General features: G+C 47.2%; 18 protein-coding genes. 3 read left to right on the forward strand and 15 right to left on the reverse strand.

The window, feature by feature from the left end:
• The coding region (locus AC1DLI_RS33400) for a carbohydrate ABC transporter permease (RefSeq protein ID WP_477609914.1) at positions 1–481 on the reverse strand (481 nt) is incomplete at its 3' end.
• A 311-nt stretch (positions 482–792) separates the two neighbouring features.
• Between AC1DLI_RS33400 and AC1DLI_RS33405 the strand changes: the two genes are divergently transcribed.
• Entirely contained in the window at positions 793–1698 is a 906-nt protein-coding gene (locus AC1DLI_RS33405; protein WP_477609881.1) for an RraA family protein, read from the forward strand.
• Positions 1699–1759: 61 nt separating this feature from the next.
• Here the strand turns inward: AC1DLI_RS33405 and AC1DLI_RS33410 are convergent, their stop codons facing one another.
• Both AC1DLI_RS33410 and AC1DLI_RS33415 read right to left on the reverse strand, forming a co-directional pair.
• Positions 1760–2929 (reverse strand): helix-turn-helix domain-containing protein, encoded by a 1170-nt coding sequence (locus tag AC1DLI_RS33410; RefSeq protein WP_477609883.1) that lies wholly within the window; start codon positions 2927–2929, stop codon positions 1760–1762.
• A gap of 44 nt (positions 2930–2973) precedes the next feature.
• Positions 2974–3621: a GntR family transcriptional regulator gene (locus tag AC1DLI_RS33415; protein WP_477609885.1), complete on the reverse strand. Its 648-nt coding sequence runs from the start codon at positions 3619–3621 to the stop codon at positions 2974–2976.
• 358 nt (positions 3622–3979) lie between these two features.
• Here AC1DLI_RS33415 and AC1DLI_RS33420 point away from each other — a divergent pair, with 358 nt between their 5' ends.
• Entirely contained in the window at positions 3980–5167 is a 1188-nt protein-coding gene (locus AC1DLI_RS33420; protein WP_477609887.1) for an ROK family protein, read from the forward strand.
• Positions 5168–5215: 48 nt separating this feature from the next.
• Here the strand turns inward: AC1DLI_RS33420 and AC1DLI_RS33425 are convergent, their stop codons facing one another.
• From AC1DLI_RS33425 to AC1DLI_RS33475, 11 genes are all read right to left on the reverse strand, one after another.
• Positions 5216–5371 carry a hypothetical protein gene (locus tag AC1DLI_RS33425; RefSeq protein WP_477609889.1) on the reverse strand — a complete coding sequence of 52 codons (156 nt, stop codon included), beginning with the start codon at positions 5369–5371 and terminating at the stop codon, positions 5216–5218.
• 15 nt (positions 5372–5386) lie between these two features.
• Entirely contained in the window at positions 5387–6412 is a 1026-nt protein-coding gene (locus AC1DLI_RS33430) for an acyltransferase family protein (RefSeq protein ID WP_477609891.1), read from the reverse strand.
• The gene (locus AC1DLI_RS33435) at positions 6402–7259 is read right to left on the reverse strand and encodes a D-alanyl-D-alanine carboxypeptidase family protein (protein ID WP_477609893.1); all 858 of its coding nucleotides are present in this window, start codon (positions 7257–7259) and stop codon (positions 6402–6404) included. Before AC1DLI_RS33435 ends, AC1DLI_RS33430 begins: the two co-directional genes overlap by 11 nt.
• On the reverse strand, positions 7211–8383 hold the full coding sequence (gene alr / locus AC1DLI_RS33440; protein WP_477609895.1) for an alanine racemase: 1173 nt from the start codon (positions 8381–8383) through the stop codon (positions 7211–7213). Before alr ends, AC1DLI_RS33435 begins: the two co-directional genes overlap by 49 nt.
• A gap of 6 nt (positions 8384–8389) precedes the next feature.
• On the reverse strand, positions 8390–9466 hold the full coding sequence (locus tag AC1DLI_RS33445) for a D-alanine--D-alanine ligase family protein (RefSeq protein WP_477609897.1): 1077 nt from the start codon (positions 9464–9466) through the stop codon (positions 8390–8392).
• A gap of 95 nt (positions 9467–9561) precedes the next feature.
• The gene (locus tag AC1DLI_RS33450) at positions 9562–10791 is read right to left on the reverse strand and encodes a VWA domain-containing protein (protein ID WP_477609898.1); all 1230 of its coding nucleotides are present in this window, start codon (positions 10789–10791) and stop codon (positions 9562–9564) included.
• Position 10792: 1 nt separating this feature from the next.
• Positions 10793–13120 carry a DUF5682 family protein gene (locus AC1DLI_RS33455; RefSeq protein WP_477609900.1) on the reverse strand — a complete coding sequence of 776 codons (2328 nt, stop codon included), beginning with the start codon at positions 13118–13120 and terminating at the stop codon, positions 10793–10795.
• Complete coding sequence (locus AC1DLI_RS33460; RefSeq protein ID WP_477609902.1) at positions 13117–14208, reverse strand: ATP-binding protein; 1092 nt, start codon at positions 14206–14208, stop codon at positions 13117–13119. Before AC1DLI_RS33460 ends, AC1DLI_RS33455 begins: the two co-directional genes overlap by 4 nt.
• Positions 14184–15995: a HEAT repeat domain-containing protein gene (locus AC1DLI_RS33465; RefSeq protein WP_477609904.1), complete on the reverse strand. Its 1812-nt coding sequence runs from the start codon at positions 15993–15995 to the stop codon at positions 14184–14186. The genes AC1DLI_RS33460 and AC1DLI_RS33465 overlap by 25 nt, the downstream gene beginning before the upstream one ends.
• Before the next feature lie 21 nt (positions 15996–16016).
• Complete coding sequence (locus AC1DLI_RS33470) at positions 16017–17456, reverse strand: SWIM zinc finger family protein (protein WP_477609906.1); 1440 nt, start codon at positions 17454–17456, stop codon at positions 16017–16019.
• 130 nt (positions 17457–17586) lie between these two features.
• On the reverse strand, positions 17587–18591 hold the full coding sequence (locus AC1DLI_RS33475; protein ID WP_477609908.1) for an aldo/keto reductase: 1005 nt from the start codon (positions 18589–18591) through the stop codon (positions 17587–17589).
• A 183-nt stretch (positions 18592–18774) separates the two neighbouring features.
• Between AC1DLI_RS33475 and AC1DLI_RS33480 the strand changes: the two genes are divergently transcribed.
• Positions 18775–19575 (forward strand): AraC family transcriptional regulator, encoded by an 801-nt coding sequence (locus AC1DLI_RS33480; protein WP_477609910.1) that lies wholly within the window; start codon positions 18775–18777, stop codon positions 19573–19575.
• Positions 19576–19625: 50 nt separating this feature from the next.
• On the opposite strand, the gene AC1DLI_RS33485 is transcribed toward AC1DLI_RS33480, so the two are convergent.
• Positions 19626–19865 (reverse strand): GNAT family N-acetyltransferase (locus tag AC1DLI_RS33485; protein WP_477609912.1); only part of this gene is annotated, 240 nt, incomplete at its 5' end.

Genomic DNA, 19865 nt, shown 5'->3' on the forward strand with positions numbered 1-19865 from the left:
GCCATGTGTTAAGCAAAATCAATGTCCCTAGCGAAGTATCCGGGTTGGAAATCCAACCGACGCCTTCGATTCCGAACCAAGCCAGCACTTGATTGATATAGCCGTCGATACCGAACATATTGCGCCACAGTGCAGCTACCGCAATGCTCCCGCCGATTAAGGAAGGAAAATAAATCGCTGTCCGGTAAATATTCATGCCTCTAATATTTTTGTTAAGGGCCAACGCAACCATTAGCGAGAAAAACAACTTAAGCGGAACAGAGAACAGTACGAACATAAAGGTGACGCTGAGCGATTTCGTAAAGGTAGCATCACTCGTAAATATTTTCGAATAGTTGTCCGTTCCCGTCCAGACGGGATCCTCCAGCAAAGAATATTCAGTGAAGGACAAATAAAACGATTGTGCAATTGGCCACAGTGTCAGCAGCAAGAAGCCAATCAGCCATGGGGAGATAAAAACGTATCCTGCTAAATGATGCATCCCCTTTTCTTTGCGCTTTGGCTTTGCAAGTCTGGTTACTCGTTCCGTTTGAATAGCTCTCTCCGTTTTCACTCCGATCATCTCCTCCCCTTTCATGAATAATGTTCTCTAACTTTATACGAAAGCGGTTACATGGTTGAAGGGGAGGAATTTATGAATTCGTTTGTTTTTATATAGTGTGAAAAATTCATAGATTGGCGAAAAATGCCTTAAGAAAGTCGCATCGACAAAAACTTGAATGTCCCTAACAATAGAATTAGGAAGCAAGCCACACCAGACTTCATCATACTATTGCGAGAGAGGTGCTCATTATGAAATTTGATAATCCGGAAGATATGATTCAGCTTACACCGCTTTGGGAGGGTGAACGTTTTCCTAATGGACGCCCAAAGGTATCCGAGGATGTCCTTCGCCGCATGCGAAAAATTACGTTGGAGGAAGCCTGGGGACCGCTCTGGAACAGAGGTTATGCCTTTCAATTTGAAGGCGATTTCAAAATCGTCCACCCTAATAATGTGATGGTTGGCCGTGCCGTTACAGCTGTGATGGTGCCTAAGCGGCCCGACCTGCATGAAACCTTACTCAAGCATGGACATGAGCAAGAGGATCGCAAGGGCTTCTTCAATCAGTGGGTCATCGATGCATTGGTTGAGGATGACGTAGCCGTTGTAGACATGTTCGACAAAGTTCATCTCGGCACTTATGTAGGCGGAAATTTGTCGACAGCGATCTCGACACGAACCAAACGCGGCGGAGCCGTCATTTGGGGCGGCATTCGCGATAATCAGCAAATCGTTGAAATTGATAATATCAACGTCTTCTATCGCGGCAGCGATCCGACCGCTATCGCAGACGTTACGATGGTTGGCATGAACGTGCCGACACGGATCGGCAAAGCAATATGCATGCCTGGCGATGTTGTGCTTGGCACACCGTCGGGCGTTATCTTCATTCCGCCTCATTTGGCCGAGCTGACGGTAGTGCAAGCAGAGAAATCACAGGTACGTGATGTGTTCGGGTTTGTCCGTCTTCGCGACAGCGTTTATTCGACGGCACAAATTGACGCAGCCTGGGATGTGTCGCTCTGGTMTGATTTCTTAAACTGGTTTGAAAATGATGCCGCGGCTGCCGAATATCGTCATCTTACATGGGATTCGGAGCTTGCGGATGCACAAAAAGCGGAGCGGAACGGTCCGCAGAGCGATGTTCGCCTATAAAAGGAAAGTCAAAAAGGACTCCGGTTGGCAGCAAGTTCGCCGAAAGAGTCCTTTTCCCTCTTTATTTTCCGACTGATTCCCGGTATTCGCTTGGCGAAAGCCCCACTTTTTTCTTGAAGATTTGGCTAAAATACCGCGGATCCTGATAACCCACCTTTTCAGCAACCTCATAGTTTTTAAAATGCGTACTTTTCAGCATATCCTTTGCTTTATCGATACGAATATCGGTCAAGTGCTCAATAAACGTTTTGCCTGTATTCGTTTTGAATAAAAGGCTTAAGTAGGTTGGCGTCATATATACCTTCTGGGCAACACTTTGAAGAGAAGCGTATTGGCATTCCTGCTCCATGTGATGAATCGTTTTTTTGATAATACTGCGGTGGCTCTCTTTCTGGCTGTGAGACAGCACATCTTTTAATCCGATCAGGAAATGAATGACATAGTGCTTGATTTCCTCCAACGTTTCCAGCTTTACGATCGACATAACATCGAACCGTTCATAGGCAATGACATTCTCCGTTTCCGCAAGCACTCTTTTCTCGATACCTACCAAGAGTCTAACCGTTAGATCGTAAACGTTTTGTGTATCCAGCGGTCCCTTATGCAGCAGCTCTCCATAAAAAAGCTGTACGCATTGTTCAATTTCTTCCGTCGTTTCGGCCGTTTTGTACGCGTTATACAGCGCCTTCTCTTTATCTGAAGGGTACTGCTGCAGCGATTCATAGCGCCCCAGCTCGCTGTAATAAATGATCGTGCCCGTTCCCCGGTAAAATTTATGCCGCAGCGCCCGCGAAGCTTGCCGGTAGGAATGAACGATATCATAGAGATGACTGCAGGGTTTTCCTACCCCGATATTGATCGGCTGCTGGAACTGCTCCCTTAACATCACCTGAATCGTTTGAATTTGCTCCTTTGACACCCATGAAAAGAGAAGGCCGACCCTCCCCTCTTCATCCACAAATACAACGCTGCCATCCGATATATTCTTCTGCATATAGTCCCGCAGCCGCTCCAGGTACAATATCTTCTCATGCTCATCATCAAAATGAGCAGTCGGCTCAAGCAAAGCCATAGCTGGAAAAGTGTAATAGGGATTCAATTGCAGACGGGTTAAGCTATCCTTTAAATCTGATTTCATAGCACCTGTATCCGACACCAAATTGCGCAAAAAACGATCTCTCATCCATGTAAGAATAACATCTTCTTTAAATAATAATCCCTCGCTCAGCATACTCCACTACCCCTTTGTAAGGTTGACTTACGAGATGCATGACACTAATTGAGATGAATCATTTTATAGGAATGCATGTGCTCGATAAACGTTTGCTCCGCTAAGAGCGTGTCTCCGGATCGCAGTACCTCTATGAGCCTTAGATGCCAATCGGCAAGTTCATCAGTTGAATAATGACGATTGGAGATCGCCATAAAACGCATCACCTTGATCCGCATCCGGTTCCAAAGCTCCAAAATCATATGATTATCGCAGCGTCTATAGAAGAATCCATGGAACTCCATATCGAGCTCTAATATGTTTAAGATATCGTTTTGTTCATGTGCAAGGTCCATTTTGTGAATGATGTCTTCTAAGTAAAGGAAATCCTCCTCGCTTAAATGCTCCATGGATTTCCGTACAGCAAAACCTTCGATAATTTCACGAAGCTCGAAAATATCCCTTATTTCTTTGGATGTTATATTTGAGACGACTGAGCCTTTGTTAGGAATACCGGTTATAAAACCAGCTGACTTTAATCGTTCCAGCGCCTCTCGTACCGGAGCCTGACTTATGTTGAACTTTTTAGCGATTTCAAGCACTAGCAATCGCGCGCCGGGCTGCAAGTCTCCTGCTAGAATTTCTTTCTTCAACGCGGTATATACATGCTCACTGATAGAGTTTACTGGTGAAATTGGCACGTTTCCATACATCGCACTCACGTCTCCGTTTCATATTATCGATTATCGATAATATWGATCAAAAAAAAGAAAGCGTTCCCAAAACTGAAGAAAAAAAAGGGCTTTACTTATGCCTCCTTCACTTTCAGATTATCGATAATTTGCTTTATAGGCTAATTATAGAACTTCTTTTCTTACAAGACAACCGAATACTTTGTCGAAACTTGATAAGTTTCGTATTATTTTCTTTCTTTTCCTTTCAGCCGATCAGGATTTACCCGGCTCTTCCATTAAAAAATATGGAGATTGTCTAGTCATGCATCGTGCAAGAGCATATAATAGAGATTGGTTTATATCCGATATAATTACTTGGACAATTGGAGATATAATGATGAATGTGAAGCATCCTACGATAAAAAAGCAAGTATTTGATTTAATCATTCGAAATGGCTTGGTATCCAAAGCCGCGCTAATGAATCGGCTTACCGTCACAAGCACCAGCTTATCCAGACTGCTGGAGGAATTACTAACAGACGGCCTAATCCTGGCATCCGAATTAGGACGCTCAACCGGAGGCCGCAAGCCGATTCTATATCGCGTAAATCCCGAACACCGCGCCGTATTTGGTTTGGAAATATCCCGCTTTTCCTCCTCTATCGGCTTGTATGACCTCAACCTAAAACCGCTAGCCTTCGAGCGATGGAAGATGGATGAACGAATGACGCCGGAGACGCTGCTGGCGAAAATTACGAAGCTGGCCGAGCGAATGCTGAGCGATTGCGGAATCGAACGGGAAAAAGTGATTGGAATAGGAATCGGTGCTGTTGGGCCCTTAAGCCGTGAAGACGGGATTATGCTTAAGCCGCGATATTTTCCTGCTGAGGGCTGGAGTAATGTGCCTATTTGCGAATGGCTGGAGGAGCGGCTCGGGCTGCCGGCCCTGCTCGATAACGGAGCAAACACAGCAATTATCGGTGAGCATTGGGCGCTTCGGAATGAAGAAGTCAAGCATATGCTGTATGTCCACGCCGGTGTCGGCCTTCGAACCTCGATGATGTCAGGCGGTCAAATTGTAAGAGGCGCCGTAGACATGGAAGGATCCTTTGGACAGATGATCATTCAGACGGATGGTCCAAGGCTTGGGGACGAAGGAAATTATGGAGCGCTTGAAGCGCTCGTTTCTATCCCTGCGCTGGAGAAAAAAATACGTTCCCAGCTGAAGCTTGGGCGGGCAAGCTCCCTCTCAGGCATTCCGCCGGAGGAAATTCAATTCGACGCTTTGCAAAAGGCGTATCGACTGAAGGATTCCTTCATTACGGAGCAGTTTCTGCAAACTGCTACTTATCTAGGGATAGGCATTGCCAATCTCATTAATATTTTGCACCCGGAGGCTGTTATCCTTGGCGGTCCGCTCGTTAACGTACATAAGAGCATTTACGAAACCGTTATACAGGTTGCACGCAGCAACATTTATTACTCTCCGCAATATGAGCCCAAATTTACGCAAGGCCAGTTGACCGAAGATGCCGTAACTGCCGGCGCAGCGATCATGTTGCTTCAGGAATGGGAGCTAGGCTAGACAAACGAAAAAGACAAAACATCCAAATGGATGTTTTGTCTTTCACCGTTACGAATCTTTTGATCGGTTAGCCATATCGATGATCATTACGACAAGCATGAGCAGTTGAATGAGCAACTCGATACTCATTGCAATCCCTCCCAGCTGCAGGTAATGCTCCTTCGCTGCGGCCTCTCCTCCCGTTAAATCTAAACTAACGAACATCTCCCGCTATTATGTCTATGGTCGAAATCTGAATTTTATGACGGATAATCTTACGGCTGCGGCAGCCATTGCGATCGACACTAAACATACCGTTACAAAATGTATTAAGCTATTCGTGATGAATAACGATTCAAGCTTCACCGCCTCAGCCCCTCCGCGCACAAGCACAATCGCGATGGGATGCAAAATGTAGATCCACACTCGCCATTCTCGAAATGCATTACCGGATCTGCCTTTCCAACCTAAAGCCCACTGGAATAAAAAATAGGCAGCAGGCAGAGCAAACACATACATGCTGTCATGACGGGGAAATTCCGCCGCCTTTAATATCATACCCTCAGCAAGCATGAACCCCAGAAATAAGAAGAACCAACCAGCATTAACGATTGGTTTTTTCTCTGGCTTTGGATGCTTTGCTGCCCAAGCTCCTAAGACGATAAAGATGGGCGCATATAATATACCGTTACGTGTGTAATCAAAGACCAAAAACATCGTATCATAAAGCTGATGAAAGCCGGCCGCCCTCACCGTCAACCCGTAGTAGCTATCTCCAAGAAGCCCGATGCCAAAAAGCAAGCAGCAGATAACAAGCAGTTTGGGCAGGGATATTTTCACGTACAAGATATAAGTCAAATAAAGTCCGATGATGAGCGCAGGCAGATACCATAAATGATAAAATGCCCCGTTAAAAATAAGATCCTTCAAAAAACCAATGAATGTAAAGCTATCCGAAAAGTAGCCTTTGTATACATTCAAAGGAAGGTATAACAAAATGGCAATCCCGTATAAGAAAGCTATTTTCTTAAAATATCCCCATAAAGCCCTTTGATCCTCAGCAGGGTCTCCGGTCAGCTTTCGAAAGAAGAAGAAGCCTGAAGACATAAAAAATATCGGGACAGCAATTCGAGTAAGAACCCCGCTGAGCAGAAAATCCGCATAGGCATAGTAGGCGTGCAGCGGACCGGTATGATTGGCTATGACAAGCAGCGCAGCGGCAAACTTCAGCCAATCCAGCCCGCTGTAATTTGGTTTAGCATTCAAGAGCAGGACGACCTTTCGAAGTGAACGCGGAAATGATAAAACCATCCCTGTTATTGCCTGATATCCGGTAAATATCACAGCTTACGATCGGAACAATCGTGGATTGCCCTTCTTCGGCCGGAACATAATAGATCACAACGCGAAGATTATCATTTTCAAACACGAAATGTTCACCGGCGTAGGTGAAGCCTTGCAAAAAATCGATATATTCCTCTAAGCACCAATCGTTTTTTTCCATGATTTCGGCATGCGGAGAACCAACATAGCGGAAATGCCAGGGCTCGCAGGATATGTTCGTAATCTGTTCTTTTCCTTCCTTATAGCGTTGAATGAATCCGAATGAAGCTGCAAGCTGCTTGAATTTCAAATAGATTCCGCTGTCGGGAAAGGAAGGCGCAATAAAATCAACATCCTTATCGGCCTTCCCAACGTCGATCGCGAGCCCGGTTTGGTGTTCGCTTTGATCCGGCAGGGCAACGTAGCTTGCTGTATATTCGGCTCCGTTCTCGACCAAAGAGCTTTCATAAATATTAGATTGTTCCTCTTTCGAACGATACCCGCTCACGGCCATAATATCTTCCATGCCTTGGCACGCAACAAGAAGAGCAATGAATTGCTGAAAGCATGATTTTTCCAAAAGCATGCCGTCCTGCAGCTCTTTTAAGTTTGGATTTGTGCTTAGAGGCTGCAGGTTATCGGAAGGAATCACCTTCCGGATGGGGTTAGCGCGATTAACTAAAACAAGATGTCCTTCATAGATGTCTGATCGTCTGACCTTCACGGCAGCTGTATGCTTTTTTACATAATAGCTTTCTTGTAAATCGATTGTGCGGTTCGTTTGTCCCATTTTGCAACTGCCTCCTCTTTGCCTATATATTTTCTTCTTACCCTCGCTGTTAGTGACGTCGATACTTCTTGGGCAACGCTTCCGATATGAGCGGCTAGCTCAGCGAAGGTTATCTCTTCTGCTCCTTGGCGGCCGATTAAGGTCACAGCTGTTCCAATGTCAAAAGGTCCAGGCAGTCTCACCATTAACTGATCCATGCAGATTTTACCGATAACAAGGGCACGCTTCCCGCCTATAAGCAGCTCGGTGTTCTGCATCCTCTGAGACCAGCCATCCGCATAGCCGATAGGCACGRTTCCGATCCATTCCTCCGCTTTCGCCTGATAACTATTTTCGTATCCGAGGAATTCGCCTTCGTTCAGCTTTTTCACTTGAATGAGCCGGCTGTGCAGACTTAATGCAGGTTCAAGCTGCAGGGACGGAATAAGCTGCTTTGGATAGAAGCCATACATGGCTGCACCAATTCTCACCATATCCATCGCAAGATTCGGAAACCGCAGAGCAGCCGAGCTTCCGGCGCAGTGATAGTGATTAATGGCTAGGGATGAAGCATAGCTCCAGTCCATCATCTCCATAAACCGTTTGGTTTGCAGCTCGAGAAACGTCGTATCCGAATGGCCAGCTGTTGCAAAATGCGTATAAAATCCGTCGATGATGATGTCTGCTGCCTTAAGCCAAGGAACAAGTTCTTCCCATTCTTCTTTCGTTTTAATGCCGATTCGCCCAAGACCCGTATCCATCTTTACATGCAATTTCAGCTTTCTTGCGGGTGACAGCGGCTTGTACTTTCTCATTTCCTTTAACCATGCAGCACTCGCAACCGTAAGCATCAAATCATTTTCTATCGCAAGCTGCACATTGTCAGGACTTATTGGCGTCAAAATAAGAATGGGCAGCATTATTCCGTTTACCCGCAGCCTCAGCGCTTCTTCTAAATGAGCGACGGCTAAATAATCTGCACCGGCTAATTCAGCCATCCATGCTGCCTCCAAATCGCCATGACCATAGCCGTTCGCTTTGACAACAGCCATCAGCTTGACGGCTCGTGGAAGAGTTTGACGTATTTTTAGCATATTATCGCGAATATGGTTTAAACTAACCTCAGCCCAAGTATCGTATTGCATATGACATCACCTCGTATAGAGAATCGTTTGTTTTTCTGCATGTCGCGTAAAAGCATAATCAATGAGCTTCTCTACCAGCTCCGAATACGGCGTTCCATCCGTCCGTTCCCACATGACCGGATACATGCTGTAATTCGTAAAACCGGGCAGCGCATTAATTTCATTCACATACAGATGCCCTTCTCCATCGAGGAAACAATCCACTCTCGCAAGACCCGAGCAGCCATGTACTTGGTAAGCTTGGATTGCGGTTTTTCGAATTTGCGCTGTCAGCTCTTCTGAAAGCTGCGCTGGAATGGACATCATAAGATGCTTGTCCATGTATTTGGATTCAAAATCGAAAAAGACATGATTATGGATAAACTCGCCTGGCAGCGACGCGATCGGCTTCTCGTTTCCCATGACAGCTACTTGGATTTCTCTGCCTAATACTTCGCGTTCAAGCACGAGCTTGCTGTCATATTTAAACGCTTCGGCAATTCCCGCGATCAACTGCTGCTTGTCCGAACATCTGCTGATACCAATGCTTGATCCAAGAGAGGCCGGCTTCACATAGCAGGGATATCCGATTTTCTCTTCCGCGTTTTGCAAAATTAATTCGCGATTATCCCCCCATTGATCATAGCGATATACGAGGTAATCAACTTGATTGATTCCTGCTTGTGCGAGCAGCTGCTTCGAAATGGCCTTGTCCAACGTAAGCGCAGAAGAAAGCACGCCATTCCCTACATAGGGAACATTGAGAAGCTCCATCATGCCTTGAATCGTTCCATCCTCTCCATTCGAGCCATGCAGCAGCGGCAATACGACCTTTCTTCCCGGCAAAGTGAAATGACTGACAAGCACCTTGCCGATCGATTCTGCGGCATCTGCATATCTTGGTGCAGCAATTAAATCATTAAGCTCAAGCCCAAAGCGGTTTAGCTTCTCAAGCGCGGTCCATATGCCATCGCGAGTAATATAAATAGGAAATATTTCAAATTTCGATTCATCTAGGGATAAAATGACGGTGTATGCTGTTTTCAAAGAAACCTCATGCTCGACGGACTTGCCGCCGTATAGGACATATAGCTTTGTTTTCACAAGAAAAAACCTCCTAAAATCAACTCGTTATCTCTACTAAAGATAACCGTCAATCATTAAGAGGCATGTAATTAAAGTTTAATTAAGTCTTAAGTTTACTTAAATTGTTTATATGCTTTTTTACCCGAATCAGTTATTGCTCCAGCAAGCGCCTGTAAATCTTGACCTTGCAGAGCTCCCGCTATTAGCTCTGGCAGACGATCAGGAGTACAGCCAAAGCAAGGAATGCCAAAGCCGGACAATCGCTTCGCAAGCTCCGCATCATAGGAAGGAACACCGCCGTCAGACAACGCCAACAGGCAAATGACGCTAACCCCCGATTGACGCATATTTTCCATTCGACGGATAAGCGCTGACTGATTGCCGCCTTCATAGAGATCAGAAATTAAAATAAAAAGCGTTTTTTTCGGATCATGGATAAACTGCTCGCAATATTGAACCGACTTGTTAATATCCGTTCCGCCGCCGAGCTGAATGCCAAATAGCATATCAACGGGATCACTCGCGCATTGCTCGCTTAGATCAGCGACTTCCGTGTCAAAAGCAACGACATGCGTATCGAGCGAGGGCAAGCTTGCGAAAATCGATCCAATAATAGACGCATAAATAACGGAATCTGCCATTGACCCGCTTTGATCAATATCAAGGATTACAGTCCATTCCTTACTGCGCCGTGCCCGCTCGAAAAAATAAAATTTCTCCGGAATAAGCAGCTGCCTTTCAGGATCATAATGCTTCAAATTACGGCGTATCGTCGTCTTCCAATCCAGCCCGGTTACGGAAGGAAGCGGAGAATGTCTCCTGCGGTTTAGCGCTCCGGTCACTGCACGGCGAATATCATGCGCCAGCCTCGCCATAATCTCATCCACGACCTCGCGGACCAGTAATCTCGCCGTCTCCTTCGTTTTCTCGGGAATACGGCCCTTTAATGCAATGAGAGTCGCAACCATTCGGATATCAGGCTTCACCTGCCTGAGCGTTTCGGGCTCAAACAGCAGCTGGGTCAAGCCCTTTCTTTCAATCGCATCCGCTTGGATAACGGAAACGATATCAGAAGGAAAGAAGCTTCGGACATCGCCAAGCCATTTTGTTAGTTTAGGAGAAGAAGCGCCTAGTCCAGCCGAGCGTGCAGCGCTATTCCCTTGTTTATCTTTTGGATCATTAACCGTATCGTCATAAATAGCAGCCAGCGCTTCATCCATTAAGCTTTGCTCTTCATCAAGCAGTCCGCGCCCATTCGCCATATCGGACAGTTTGTCGTTTGCAGCTTGGCCTAAAATAAGACGCCAGCGCTTCAATTGTTCGAATTGCTCATTATCGCTCATCTTATAGGTCTCCAAAATCGAACTCGTTGAGCTCGTCCAATTTTTGTTGCTCTTCGCTGCTAAGCGGACGCTGCAGGACATCGGCAGCCTCAATCATGCCAAATCCCCATAGGTCTCCCAGCATTTCGGCAATCGCGTTCTTCTCTCTCGGTTCAAATGCAGCTAACGCCCTTCTAAGAAAGACCAAGGAACGCCGGAATTGCTCTTCATCAAGCGACGCTGTATACAGATTAAGCTGCTCCCAAAGCTGTCTGCGGGATAATAGCACATATCGGTTTCTTAGCGACATGCCTTCAAACCAGCCAGCGCCAATATCTGCGGGAATACCAGGCGATAATCTTCTGGATACCTCCCTGGCTAAACGGTCATTATCGATAAGATTTCGCTCTAAAAGCAGTGCGAAGGCAAGTCCGGAGAGCTTCGCGTTACGGTCATCCCGATAGGCGAGCTCTTCCAGCTGCGTTACCCAGCGCTCATCGTCTACCACATCGAAATGCTGCTGCGATACCGCGTGCATATCGATAACGGCCGATGCCATTTCCGCTGCCGCATCATCGCTGCATGCGGCAGAATCAACAAGAAGCAGCGTCCCCCGCAAAAACAGCTGTTGAAGCAGCGGGATTAAGACACCAGTATCCATTTTTCGGACATCGCCAAATTGTACTAATAATGAAAGTTCCCGAAGCGTGCCAGCAATTTGCGTGTAATCGCCGGCATCAACCGCTAATCGCTGCAGCGTTTGACGGGCATCCTCCATGGAAGCAGGAAGACCGCATTGCCAAGCCGCCAGAACGAGAGCCGCTGCTTCTAATATATTCGTGCTTTGAGCCAACGACTCTTTTATTAAAAATGAAGCGGCAAGCTCAATCGTCTCCCCTTTCATAATGGATTCGACCACTTCGATTTCCGCTTCCGGCGTCCAGCGCAGCACCCAGCTTTCTGCCCAGGTTGCGCTGTCCTGTCTGACAGCGCGCTTTTTTGCAAAGCTGATTTGCAGCAGCTGAATCCGTTCAAGGAAAAAGGATCTTCTTAAGTCGAGAAAAGCAGCCTCCTCGGACTTTACCCTTCGATTTTCACGGAGATCCAGCTCTAGCTCAGTCGCAACGGTTGTCTTATATTTCTCTAGCTTCAACGTCTTCAAATTACGGTTCAAATCATCCTGTATCGGCGTTTGGCTGATGCCCTCAGGCAGAAAGCCGATGCTGGTTCCAACATCCGTTCTTACGATCGCATCCGCAACATTGGCGAGCTCCCCGTAACCAAGACAGGTAATTGCGGCATCATGAAGATCCCGTAATACCGGCAGCCTTCCACCATGCAAGGACGCTAATGATTCTGCGAGCCTAACGCCTTCAATAACGGAAGCAGCGGATCGAAACATGCCGCTCTCACGCATATGTCCGGCAATCGTTGCAAGATAGAGCGAAGCAAGCTTGTCAGGATCTCCGCATTTTGCACACTTCCACGCCAGCTCGAAATACGATGGTGCCATATTTCCTGCGCCGTAGCCGGAATGGTTCGACAGCTTATAGTACGAATAAGGCATCAAGGTAAGCTTGGTCGGAACCGACGGCAAGGATGCGGCTTCCGCCGCTGTCAATTCCGATCGTTCCGCTTCAAGCGCAGATGCATGATAGGCGCCAGTTACGACTACGATACGGTTCGGCGGAATGCCTTCGGCAATCGCCTTGGATATTTGGGAGCGCATGTAAGCCTCGCGGATTTCATTATGCGCTGCCTCCATCGGCGTATGAATACGCTCCTCTGCCTCGGATAACTGGCGCATTTCATTAGAGAATGCTTGTATGGCAAGGCGGTATGTTCCAGGCTTGTTTAATTGTTCAAAATACCGTTCCCAATACGTTTCGTAATCGGGTTCGCCAGCAAGTATTGCGACTTGCTCATAGCGTCCGTTGATTTGCTGACGGTATTCGCGTGCACCTTCTAAATCCGCTTCTTTTTCCAATGCGCCTCTTCGGCTTGCATGCAGGCTAACGGACACATCTGATGGTAAATCGATAAACCTTGCCTCCGCGCCATTTGAGGACGCCCACAAAAATGCCTGATATTCCGGCGAATATTCAGCCAGCGGGAAAACAACCGTTCGTATAGGCAGCTGCTCTGTATAGGCCAAAATAGCAATCGGAGGTTTCACTCCGCTTAACGTGATCTGACTGATCAGCTCTGACGCATCCGAAGGACCCTCTACGAGTACTAAGAGCGGCTTGGTCTCATTTAAATAACTGATCAAATGGAGTGCTCCGTTTGGCGAGAGATGTCGCACGCCGAAAATATGGACGCCGTGCCTGACAGCGGCACCCGCGCTCACGAACTCAGCTCACGGCAAGCACGATATAGCCCTCTCCACTCGGCTCCCCGTTTCTTCATCACGTTTTCCAAATATTCCTTCCATACCGCGTCATCCTTGGCTTCATCCTTCACAACCGCGCCGAGCAGGCCTGCTGCAAGATCCTCTTCGGCAACCTGGCCATCGCCAAAGCTGCTTGCCAGAGCCATGCTGTTGATCAGCAATGAAATCGCTTCGGCTGTCGAGATGGCACCGCTTGGCTGCTTAAGCTTTTCTTTACCATCAAGGGTCATTCCGCTGCGCAGCTCGCGGAAGATCGTTACAACCTTGCGTACCGCCTCCTCTTCTGGAACTGCCTCTCCGAGCCGGTAATTTGAAGCGATCTCGCTTACGCGCTTGCGTACGATAGATACCTCTGTTTCCAAATCCGAAGGGGCCGGAAGCACCACAATATTAAAACGCCGCTTTAAAGCGGCAGACATATCATTTACGCCGCGATCCCTTGTATTAGCTGTCGCAATAATAGAAAAGCCTCTCTCTGCCGGAATATCTCTTCCCAGCTCGGGGACTGAAATCGTCTTCTCTGACAAAATGGATATGAGCGCATCCTGCACCTCAGAGGCACAACGTGATATCTCTTCAAATCGTGAGATCCCGCCTGTTTCCATCGCCCGGTAAATGGGGCTTTTCACCAATGCTTCCTCCGTAGGGCCATTGGCCAGCAGCATCGCGTAATTCCACGAATAACGTACCTGCTCCTCGCTGGTACCCGCAGTTCCTTGTATGACTTTGGAGGAATCCCCATGAATGGCCGCTGTTAAGTTTTCGGAGAGCCAGGATTTTGCCGTGCCCGGTTCGCCGATCAGCAGTAAGGCACGATCGGTTAGTAAAGTTGCAATGGCGATTTCGACCAATCGCGTATGACCGATATATTTTGGCGTAATATCGACTTTGCCCGCATGACCGCCCGTAATAAAAGTAAGCACGGCCCGCGGAGACAGCTGCCAGCCTGCCGGCTTCTGTCCTTGATCATGAGCCTTCAATGCTTCCAGCTCGTGCGCGTACAGCAGTTCGGCTGGCTGCCTTAAGATAGTTTGTTTTTTATCCATGCTAGAAATCCCGCTCCTTCTGCTTCCGTTTCGATCTCTGCCGGCTTGGCCGCAACATGATCGGCTAACTGTTTGATTTGATTCCGCGAGTACTCATAAGTGATTTTATCCGCGATTTGATGCAGCTTTTCCGCATAATGACTTGGCAGCATGGCTATTAACAGCTGTTCCTCTCGATCCACGTAATAATAAGTTTTTTGCGCTGCAATCTCCAAAGCGGATAAGAACATCTCATCCGTTTCCCGGTGTCCGAGCCTAAATAACGTGTGAAAAAGGAGCAAGGTCCGCGGTTTCATCAGCTGAGGCGCGACCTTAGACTTCTCTACCAGATAAGCCACGATCCTTTTATCTGGCGCTTTGACCAAACGGCATACCAGCTCTTCTTCATTAAGCTCCACGAATCGATCAACCCATCTCGCGTCCCATACCACATTCGCTTGTTCCTGCTGTCCCGAGATCATTAGATCCAATGGATTAGACGTGCATGCATAAAAGGCTTGAAGCAGCTCACGCGAATTTTTGCCTTTTTTCTGCGTTAGGTAACCCTCATATTGATCATATAGCTTGGCTGGCTCAAGAAAATGAAGCGCAGCCTTCAACGAATAGCCTATTAACGGCGGCCGGCTACCCCGCTGCTCATGCAGATAAGCTAATGCAAGCTTATCCTTGGAATACAACAAAATTTGAGCTGCTTCGTTCAAAATCAAATCGTATTCCTTGTAATCGACCTTCTCATTCGAGAGCATTCGCATTAAAAACTGTCTCACTGCGCTTTCATGCGCTTTGGTTTGAAAGCTTGAAATCACGCCGCTTAGCGTCTCTTTTACGGCGGTGCTTGGTTCACCTGATTCGATTTTATCGATAAGTGCGGTGCCCAAGTGAAGCAGCTGCTCGGTTAAACGCGGCGCTGGACAAGCTTGTATCGGTGCGATCGCAAGCTCGGTATCCTTCTTCGCCAACGCATCCATCAACCGGATGACAACCCGATCAGATTGAAACCCCGAAAGCGCGCTTAACGCAGCGCCGCGAATGTCTTTCTTTTTGTCATGCGACAATTCTAGCAGTTCCTCTTCGAACGCAGGCAAGCCCGCCATTAAAGAAATAGCAGCTAGGCGAACGGGCGACGCCCCTTCCTTCGAAACGGCAGATAACAGCGGCCAGAGCGCTTCGGATTCCGAGGTTAGGCGGTATAGGCAGACCATCATTCTAGCATCGCCGCTGTTTCCATGCATGTTGAACTGCTCATGCAAAATAGGAAGTACTGCTGCGCTCATTTGCGGGATCACTTTTTCTGCGATATAATCTGCAATCTCAGCATAGTTGTCTCTCAGCCCGATCACCGCCGGAATGAACGCCCGAAAGTCGGTAAATAGGCCATCCTCTGCGCCTTGTCTGATGATCTCGAGTCGACCGGGACCGCGCTGAGTCAGTGCATCAAGCAGCGGTTTTAGCTTTCTATAAGGGTACTCGGTGGATACTCGGATCAGATTGGCGGAATTCCCTAGCGGAAGAAGCTCACCCTCCGCATCCGCAGAGCTTTGGGTGTGCAGGACAGCGTGAAGCAAGACGGCTAAATCCATTAGCTTACCTGCCGCATGCTCGGGCTTTGCCTCGGTAACCCCGTTAACCTCTTCAGCAACTCGTTTAAAAATGGGTGCTTTGTCTCCAAGCTGCTGAAGCTGCGGCAGCATCCGCTTTAGTCTTAAATCATCCGCCGCAATGCCAGCTCCCGCGATGACTAATCGGCGTACATCTTGATGTAACTCTCTAAGTAATGGAATGCTCATCCTATGCTCCTTCGTCTCGCATTAATAAAATAATCGAATCATTTCATTTTCGTTAATCAGCGTCAGCGGTTGGGCAGTTAGCTTGCCTTCGGATAAATGATTCTCGAACATGACCAGTACCGCGGTATTTTTTATTTGCTCATGATTTAAATGATGCAGCAGCTGCAGCGTGGGATGCCCAATTCTACTAATATTGCTCAGGGGCAGCCTTCCTCCTTGATCATCAATCAATACGCAGCCATTTTCCGTTTTGGCTACTTCAGCTGCATGGAGCAGCATGACTGGATTTTTATCGGCTAACGGGTTTTTTAAATGGTTTTTTACCGCTTTTACAGCCGCGGCGGAGGATCGCTCAGCAAAGGATCGAATATTTTTTCGGTCGGCGGCATTTAACTCCCTCATGGTCATTTCTTCCCACCGGACCCTTTTGTTCAAGTCACCCGGATAAGTAAACAGCTCCTTCGTTTGAACGGCCATATATACGGAATCTTCTTCCTTGATATGCTTAGCTGCTCGAAATGGCCGATAGTTGCGTGTAACGACGATTTCCCCGTCATGAAGCTGCAGCCAATGCCCCTCATCCACATACTCTCCCCGGGCTTCATCCGTATAAGATCGGAAGTTTAGCTGGACCAGCTCAACATCCCTGCGAATAAGCTCCAGCTCGCGAAGCTCCGAAAGCTGCCAAGCATGCCCAATCTTCTCTTCTAGAACACTTGTGATGTCCATCGGCAGGTCCGGATCCTCGATACGCGCTTTTATATAGTCCCGGCTTCTTTTAAGCAATGCATGCAAGGAAGCTAGCTGTTCGAAAGCTTCCGAATAAATCGCTTCGTGGTTATCGCTGCTGTTTATTAATACGAATACTTCACGAAGAGCTGCTTGCACCCCTGGCACATAGTGATTGCCAAGCTGCTTTGCTTGATCCTCATACATATGAATGGACCGCTTATCTAAGGAAGCCAAGCCTGCTTGCACCATTTGCTGGATCAGCTTATGCGCCAGCTCAATCCCCTCTAGCTGCGAGGCAAGCTTCTTAGCCAGAGCATTTTTATTAACCTTGCGTTTGCTCTCCTTACCTTCCGGGGCAGCGGCGGTTTCTTTCTTTTTCTCCTCGCGCTTGTCTGCTTTCTCTCGTTTATCCGCAATATCAGAAGGAATATCTGCAATGTCAAAGGTCTTGCCCTCCGCATAGGCGTACATGAGTCCTAAAATATGCTTGCATGGAAACTGTCGGCTTGGGCAGGAACAACGAAAAATAGGCTGCTCCGCTTTTAAAAAGTCTGCGGAACAGCTATAGGGCTCTTTGCCGCTGCCCTTGCATTCCCCGAAAAGCAGCGTTCCGTCTTCTGTGCGGGCTAGCTTTTGAAAGCTGTTTTTACGAACGAGATCCTTTCCGTTTTTGATCGCACCCGCGTTTAGCGCGAATGAATCAACATAAGCTTCTGTTAGTTCGGTCATAGTTTCCCTCATTCATTAGGTTGTTTTTCATCCAATATTTCCACAGAACACTCTCTATTTCCTGCTTTTGGAGTGATTTAGCGGGCGAGCATAAAGAAAAAACCCAGGCTGTATGCGCCTGGGCTTGCTTTTACCATGGAATATCTCCAATGTTGTGCATGATCAAATCAATCTCTGTTATTTCGTCAGCGGATAACGGTGCGCTTTCCAGTGCCTTCACGTTTTCTTCGATTTGACTAACACGGCTGACGCCGATAAGCGCAGAGGTTACTCCGCCATCGCGAAGTGCCCATGACAATGCCAGTTGAGAGAGTGTTTGGCCTCTTTTGGCGGCAAAAGTCTCCAAGCTGCGGAATTTCTGTACTCGTTCCCCAGTGATGGCTTCCGGCTTCATCGTACTGTTCGGCGCCTTGGCTTCCGCTTCAATTTTATCGACATACTTATTGGTCAGCTGGCCTCTGCCGAGCGGGCAATAAGCGATTGAACCAATCCCCTGCTCTTCGAGTACGTCCTGCAGCCCATCTTCGATCCAACGATTCAGCATCGAATAGTTCGGCTGATGAATAAGACATGGCGTGCCGAGCTCCTTCAGGATTTTTACCGCTGCGCTAGTTTGCTCCGCGTTGTAATTGGACAATCCCACATACAAAGCTTTACCCTGCCTGACTGCATGGTCAAGCGCTCCCATTGTCTCCTCCAAAGGCGTTTCCGGGTCCGGGCGGTGAGAATAAAAAATATCGACGTAATCAAGGCCCATTCTGGTTAGACTGCGGTCAAGACTGGACAACAGATTTTTACGCGAGCCCCACTCTCCGTAAGGACCCTCCCACATGTAATAGCCTGCTTTTGTGGATATAAGCAGCTCGTCCCGATATGGAACAAGATCCTTTTTATATACCGCACCAAAGGTTTCCTCAGCGGATCCCGCAGGCGGTCCATAATTGTTTGCAAGGTCAAAATGGTTGATTCCTAGATCAAATGCTTTTAGAATCATTGCTCTTGAATTTTCCAGCGGCTGGTTACCGCCAAAGTTTTGCCAAAGTCCGAGTGAGATGGCGGGCAGCTTAATGCCGCTCTTGCCTGCGCGTTTGTACAACATATCGGAATAACGTGATTGCTCTGCTGCATATGGCATGTAATGGTAGTCCCCTTGTCCTATTAATCTGATTTCCTTGAAAAAAATATGCAATAATGTTTACTTCTAAATCTGATTACTTTCAAAGTATATTGATTTTTACAGGAATAAGGAATGTCCACAAGCAAGGTTTATATGTCATAATGTAAGATGTATAAGATTCAATGGCAGGAGCTGAACCGGATGTGCGAGCATTATGATCTCATTTATTATTACCATGGAAAGCAGTATTGCCCTCCCAGCTACAATTGGGGACCAGGAGTAAAAGACCATTATAAAGTTTTGTTTATTCATGAAGGTAAAGGAAGCTACCATATAAACGGCCATACGTATGAGCTAAAAAAAGGGCAAGGCTTCATGGTTTTTCCAAATATCATCTGTCATATGATGGCTGATGAGCTGGAACCGTGGGTTTATTCTTGGATAGCCTTTCAAGGCAGCAGCGTTGAGCGTTTGCTTGAACAAGTGCAGCTCAGCGTCGACAACCCTTATTTCACCTTTGCGCCGGCCAATTGGTTTGACCCTTGGATGGATCAGCTGGCTGAAGCAGAAGCTCTTGAAAAAAACAGCGGGCTTATCGTACACAGCCTGCTTTACCGTCTCTTCTCGGAATGGATCGATATGCTGACCGGACCTAATCAATTGGGGTACATGCCGAAGGCGAAGGATGAATATGTGCGTAAAGCCGTCGAGTATATCAAAATGAATTATTATACAAAAATAAGCATTACCGAACTGGCGAATCGGATCGGTATTGATAGAATCTATTTTTCGTCCTTGTTTAAAGAGGTCGAGCAGCTTTCCCCTCAAATGTATTTATTGCATTACCGAATGGATAAAGCTTGTGATTTAATGAACAATCAACAGCTTTCGGTCTCTGATATTTCCCATTCCGTCGGTTATACCGATCCTCTGCTCTTCTCGAAAATGTTCAAGAAGGTGAAGGGTGTGTCTCCCTCTCATTTCCGCAAAAAATTGGTCTGAAAAATAGAAAAGAACCTGCAGGCGGTAGCTCACAGGTTCTTCTCTATTAATTAATGTGATAAATCTTTAACCATCTTAACATGCGGGATGTTTTCTTCCATAAATACGGTCGACGCCACTTCATACCCTTGCTTTTCATAAAAAGCCGCCGCTTGCACCTGTCCATGCAGCTTGGCTTTCTTCATTCCTTTCTCGCGTGCAATCGCTTCAAGCTCGTCCATGATCGCTTTGCCTAAGCGGTGCATCCGGTGAGTGGATAGCACACAGATTCGCTCCAGCTTAGCATATTC

This window comes from Paenibacillus sp. 01T443, assembly GCF_056398325.1.

Bases quoted from the DNA above. Each gene is read 5' to 3' on its own strand.
- AC1DLI_RS33410 (WP_477609883.1), bottom strand. From the start codon at position 2,929: ATGCTGAGCGAGGGATTATTATTTAAAGAAGATGTTATTCTTACATGG.
- AC1DLI_RS33415 (WP_477609885.1), bottom strand. From the start codon at position 3,621: ATGTATGGAAACGTGCCAATTTCACCAGTAAACTCTATCAGTGAGCAT.
- AC1DLI_RS33420 (WP_477609887.1), top strand. From the start codon at position 3,980: ATGAATGTGAAGCATCCTACGATAAAAAAGCAAGTATTTGATTTAATC.
- AC1DLI_RS33425 (WP_477609889.1), bottom strand. From the start codon at position 5,371: ATGTTCGTTAGTTTAGATTTAACGGGAGGAGAGGCCGCAGCGAAGGAG.
- AC1DLI_RS33435 (WP_477609893.1), bottom strand. From the start codon at position 7,259: ATGGGACAAACGAACCGCACAATCGATTTACAAGAAAGCTATTATGTA.
- AC1DLI_RS33450 (WP_477609898.1), bottom strand. From the start codon at position 10,791: ATGAGCGATAATGAGCAATTCGAACAATTGAAGCGCTGGCGTCTTATT.
- AC1DLI_RS33460 (WP_477609902.1), bottom strand. From the start codon at position 14,208: ATGGATAAAAAACAAACTATCTTAAGGCAGCCAGCCGAACTGCTGTAC.
- AC1DLI_RS33465 (WP_477609904.1), bottom strand. From the start codon at position 15,995: ATGAGCATTCCATTACTTAGAGAGTTACATCAAGATGTACGCCGATTA.
- AC1DLI_RS33470 (WP_477609906.1), bottom strand. From the start codon at position 17,456: ATGACCGAACTAACAGAAGCTTATGTTGATTCATTCGCGCTAAACGCG.
- AC1DLI_RS33475 (WP_477609908.1), bottom strand. From the start codon at position 18,591: ATGCCATATGCAGCAGAGCAATCACGTTATTCCGATATGTTGTACAAA.
- AC1DLI_RS33480 (WP_477609910.1), top strand. From the start codon at position 18,775: ATGTGCGAGCATTATGATCTCATTTATTATTACCATGGAAAGCAGTAT.